General features: G+C 69.8%; 4 protein-coding genes and 1 pseudogene. 4 read left to right on the top strand and 1 reads right to left on the bottom strand.

What is annotated here, in order from left to right; all coding sequences use genetic code 11:
• The coding region (locus G7A99_RS05700) for a hypothetical protein (RefSeq protein WP_163139170.1) at positions 1-452 on the top strand (452 nt) is incomplete at its 5' end.
• Between the two features lie 95 nt (positions 453-547).
• On the opposite strand, the gene G7A99_RS05705 is transcribed toward G7A99_RS05700, so the two are convergent.
• On the bottom strand, positions 548-1537 hold the full coding sequence (locus G7A99_RS05705; protein WP_163139171.1) for a YafY family protein: 990 nt from the start codon (positions 1535-1537) through the stop codon (positions 548-550).
• 96 nt (positions 1538-1633) lie between these two features.
• Between G7A99_RS05705 and G7A99_RS05710 the strand changes: the two genes are divergently transcribed.
• The 3 genes and pseudogenes from G7A99_RS05710 to G7A99_RS25220 form a co-directional block, all read left to right on the top strand.
• The gene (locus G7A99_RS05710; protein ID WP_163139172.1) at positions 1634-2575 is read left to right on the top strand and encodes a metallophosphoesterase; all 942 of its coding nucleotides are present in this window, start codon (positions 1634-1636) and stop codon (positions 2573-2575) included.
• A 41-nt stretch (positions 2576-2616) separates the two neighbouring features.
• Positions 2617-3060: a hypothetical protein gene (locus G7A99_RS05715; protein ID WP_163139173.1), complete on the top strand. Its 444-nt coding sequence runs from the start codon at positions 2617-2619 to the stop codon at positions 3058-3060.
• A 134-nt stretch (positions 3061-3194) separates the two neighbouring features.
• A pseudogene (locus G7A99_RS25220) lies at positions 3195-3565 on the top strand (DNA-binding protein); the annotation flags it as partial.
• Positions 3566-3698: the final 133 nt, after the last annotated feature.

Below are 3698 nucleotides of genomic sequence, written 5' to 3' on the forward strand. Positions count from 1 at the left end.
TGGCGGAGCGCCTCCTGCAGGCGTTCCCGGAGGACAGGGAGGCATTGTCCATCGCCATTGAACAGACGCGTGCCGAGCGGGTGGCGCAACGGCATGCCGCGATGAAGGCGCTGTTTCGCCCGCATCTGTTCATCCGCACCGAACGCTCGCGTCCGCGTCAGATCACGATGTTCGGCCTCTCGGGCGGGGTGGACCGCTGGCTGAAGCTGCCGCTGCCGGAGGACATCGCCGAACGCGGTACCGGCGTGCAGCGGCGCCTCGTGCGTGAGGCCGTCGAGGCGCACGCGGCGGAGTGTGGCGAGGGGCGCCCGGTGTTCTCCATGGGACGGACTGTCGGCTACCTCTACCGGCCTCGTTACGAGCAGAGCTACGCGGTGTCACTCGATGGCCGCATCGTCTCCGGGGACCAGGGGCTGGTCAACGAGCCGCAATCCGGGGTCTCGATCGGTTGAGCCTGACCGTGAGCAGGGTAGGGCGCTGACCGGGCGCGTCCCGGCGCAGGGCCCCGAGCCCGGCGGCGCCGGCGACGCCTTGCGCGGGGCACCCATCAGCCGTAGGTCGCCACGGCCCGCTTGAGCTCCCCGATGATCTCCCCGCGCAGGGCGTCGGGGCCCAGGACCTCCACGCGCGGGCCGAAGCCGAGCAGCCACCAGCGTAACTGGGCGGTGTCCTCCACGGTGGCCGTGATTTCCCGCCAGCCGTTCTCCACCGGACCGATCACCTGGTCGCGGGATAGCGGCGTCTCCTCCAGGTGTTTCGCCGGTTCCACGGCCATGCGCATGCGCAGGTGCAGCCGCTCGCCGAGGCGAAAGCCCAGTGGATCGCGCGCGAGCCAGGCGTCGAGATCGAAATCCGTGGGGACGCGGGCGGGCTCGGTCAGTGCATTGGCCTGCAGGACCCGGTGCAGGTGCAGCTGAACGGGGTTGCGGTAGTGAAACAGGGTCGCCACCAGCGTGACCATGCCGTCCCGCAGGACCACCCCGAGGGGGTGAGCGACATAGTCCCGCACCCGCGGTTCGCGTCGCCGGCGATACCGGATGGCGAGCTGGTGCCCCGACTGCAGGGCGGCATAGACCGTTTCCAGCGTCTCGGTCGCGATCGCCGGGGGGATCAGCGGCTGGCCGCGGGAGACGGTGCGGACCTTGTCCGGCCAGGAGGCCAGCCCCTCGGGGGCGTGTGCGAGTGCCCGCCGTGCCTGCTCGAACTGCGGCGCGAGGGTCTCCAGCGTGTTTCCGGGTAATACCCGTGTGAGGTGCTCGCGGGCCATGCGCAGGACCAGGGCCGCCTGCGGGGTCATGGCCGGAATGCTGATGGTTGCCGCCCCGTCCGCCCAGGACCAGCCGAAGGGCCGGCTGCGCTCGTCGGAAATCAGCGGGAAGACCGCGGAGAGCGTGCGCAGGTCGCGCTCGACGGTGCGCCTGCTGACGGGGTAGCCCGCCGCAGCGAGCTCCTCGGCGAGCGCGTTCGCCGAAATCTTGCGGGGTGCGCGGGGGATCCGCTGCAGCATCCACCATTGCCGCGTGATCGCCTCGGCCATGTGTCACCATGCTCCCTGTGCGGCACTTCTCGTGTGCGACGTGATATGTCGCACAGGCTGGATATCATGGACGCGAATGGACGACAAGGAGGCGCCATGCCGGGTATCGACCTCATCGGAGACATCCACGGGCACGCCGACGCCCTGGAAGCGCTGCTGGGGAAGCTGGGCTACCGGGAAGTCGGCGGCGTGTATCGTCATGCCGAGCGCCGCGTGATCTTCGTCGGGGACTTCATCGATCGCGGCCCGATGCAGCAGCGGGTCCTGGAGGTGGTGCGGCGGATGTGCGATGCCGGCCAGGCGCGGGCGGTCATGGGTAACCACGAATACAACGCCGTGTGTTTCGCCACGCCCGATCCGGCCCGTCCCGGCGAGCACCTGCGGCCCCACAGCGAAAAGAACGTCGGTCAGCATCGCCGCTTTCTCGAGCAGATGGCGGCGCTGGAGGTCTGGTCGGTCGCCCACCGGGAATGGGTGGACTGGTTCAGCACGCTCCCGCTGTGGCTCGAGGAGGAGGGCCTGCGCGTGGTGCACGCCTGCTGGCATCCCGGCCACCAGCGTGCCCTCGCGCCCTTCCTGGACGCGGGTAACCGCCTCACCACGGCCGGCTACGTGGCCACGTCGCGGCGCGGCACCCCCGAGTACGAGGCGCTGGAGACCCTGCTCAAGGGCCTGGAGGTTCCGCTGCCCGAGGGGCACTCGTTCAGGGACAAGGACGGCCATCCCCGCGAGGCGGTGCGGGTGCGCTGGTGGTCCCACCCGCCAATGACCTACCGAGACGGTGCCGTCATCGACGAAGCAACGCGGCAGACACTGCCCGACAGCCCCATGCCGGAAACGGGCCGGCTGGGCTATGACGGAGACAAGCCGATGTTCGTGGGCCACTACTGGATGCGCGGCGCTCCGGCGCCCATGGCGCCACAGGTGGCGTGCCTGGATTACAGCGTCGCAGAGCAGGGGAGGCTCTGCGCCTACCGCTGGAACGGTGAGTCCAGGCTCAGCGCGGACAACTTCGTGTGGGTGGAGGCGTCGTCGTGATACGCGTGCGCGGGGAATGGATCACCCCGGACGGGCGCATCGTGCGCGCGCGTCAGTACCACATCTCCGATGTCGTGGTGTACCCGCAGTGTTTCGGCCTGAGCCAGGCCGATATCGACAGGGCCTTCGCCTCGCACGGCGAGCCCCGGTCGGCCGTCCGCGAGGGTGCGGCGCGTGGTGCGCTCATCGCGCGCGTGCTGCGCTCCGGCTGGATTCGGATCCGGGGCCACCGGGGATACGTTTCCGTGACCGTGCATCGCCTGTCGGGGGATGTGCGCGACCGCCTCCGTGCCTGGGGTGCCCGGAAGGTCGCCGCTGGCAAGCTGCATCCGCTGGACCGCCTGCACCTCGTCGAGCTCTCAAAACGGGAGAACGCCGAGTTCTCGGGCGGCGTCGGCGAGGTCCTCGAGATCCACGCGGCCGACCTCCCGTCGCCGGAACCCGCGGGCTGGCTGCGCATCGAGGATATCGCGGGGGAGGGCTGAAGGGACCTGTCGGCATGGTCGGCGGCATGCCTCCCGGTGAGTCTCTCCGTGATCGCGATCATGCCGATTCCCTATCATGACCGGCACGGGATCGGTAGGTGGACAGAAACAGCCGGGGATCAGGGAGGCCCACTTTGTTCAACATCGGCAGGAACGACAGCTACGGACGTCAGCGCCGCATCGAGCATCGTGGCCGGCACCTGCGGGCCAGCCGGACCGGCGGCATCGCGCTGCGCGCGCAGATGAAGGCCGCGGGCCTGACGCTTACGGGCAATACCGCCCGCGGGGTTCGGGTGTCGATGACCCCGGCACGCAATACCCAGGTCGCCCTCCAGAACGGCCGGTTCATACTCCGGGGCCGTTATGGCAGCGGCCCCTCCGGGTGAATCTCTCGAAGAGCGGGCTGTCGCTGTCCTCGCGCAACGCGCTGGATTCGTTCAACTGGACGAATCCGCTGCGCTCTTCCGCGAAGTTCGCGGGTATACAGGTGCGCGGGCGGCGGTCATGGCCGGGCTGCTGGCCTTGCAGCTGGCACTGGCGGCGTTCGCGTTGTTGGCCCGCGGGGCCGCCGCCGTGCCGGTGCTTGTTCGGGAGTGGCGGCGACGGCGGCAGTCGGCACGCCTCGAGCGGCGGGCACG

It is taken from the genome of Arhodomonas sp. KWT (assembly GCF_010993615.1).

Bases quoted from the DNA above. Each gene is read 5' to 3' on its own strand.
- G7A99_RS05705 (WP_163139171.1), bottom strand. From the start codon at position 1,537: ATGGCCGAGGCGATCACGCGGCAATGGTGGATGCTGCAGCGGATCCCC.
- G7A99_RS05710 (WP_163139172.1), top strand. From the start codon at position 1,634: ATGCCGGGTATCGACCTCATCGGAGACATCCACGGGCACGCCGACGCC.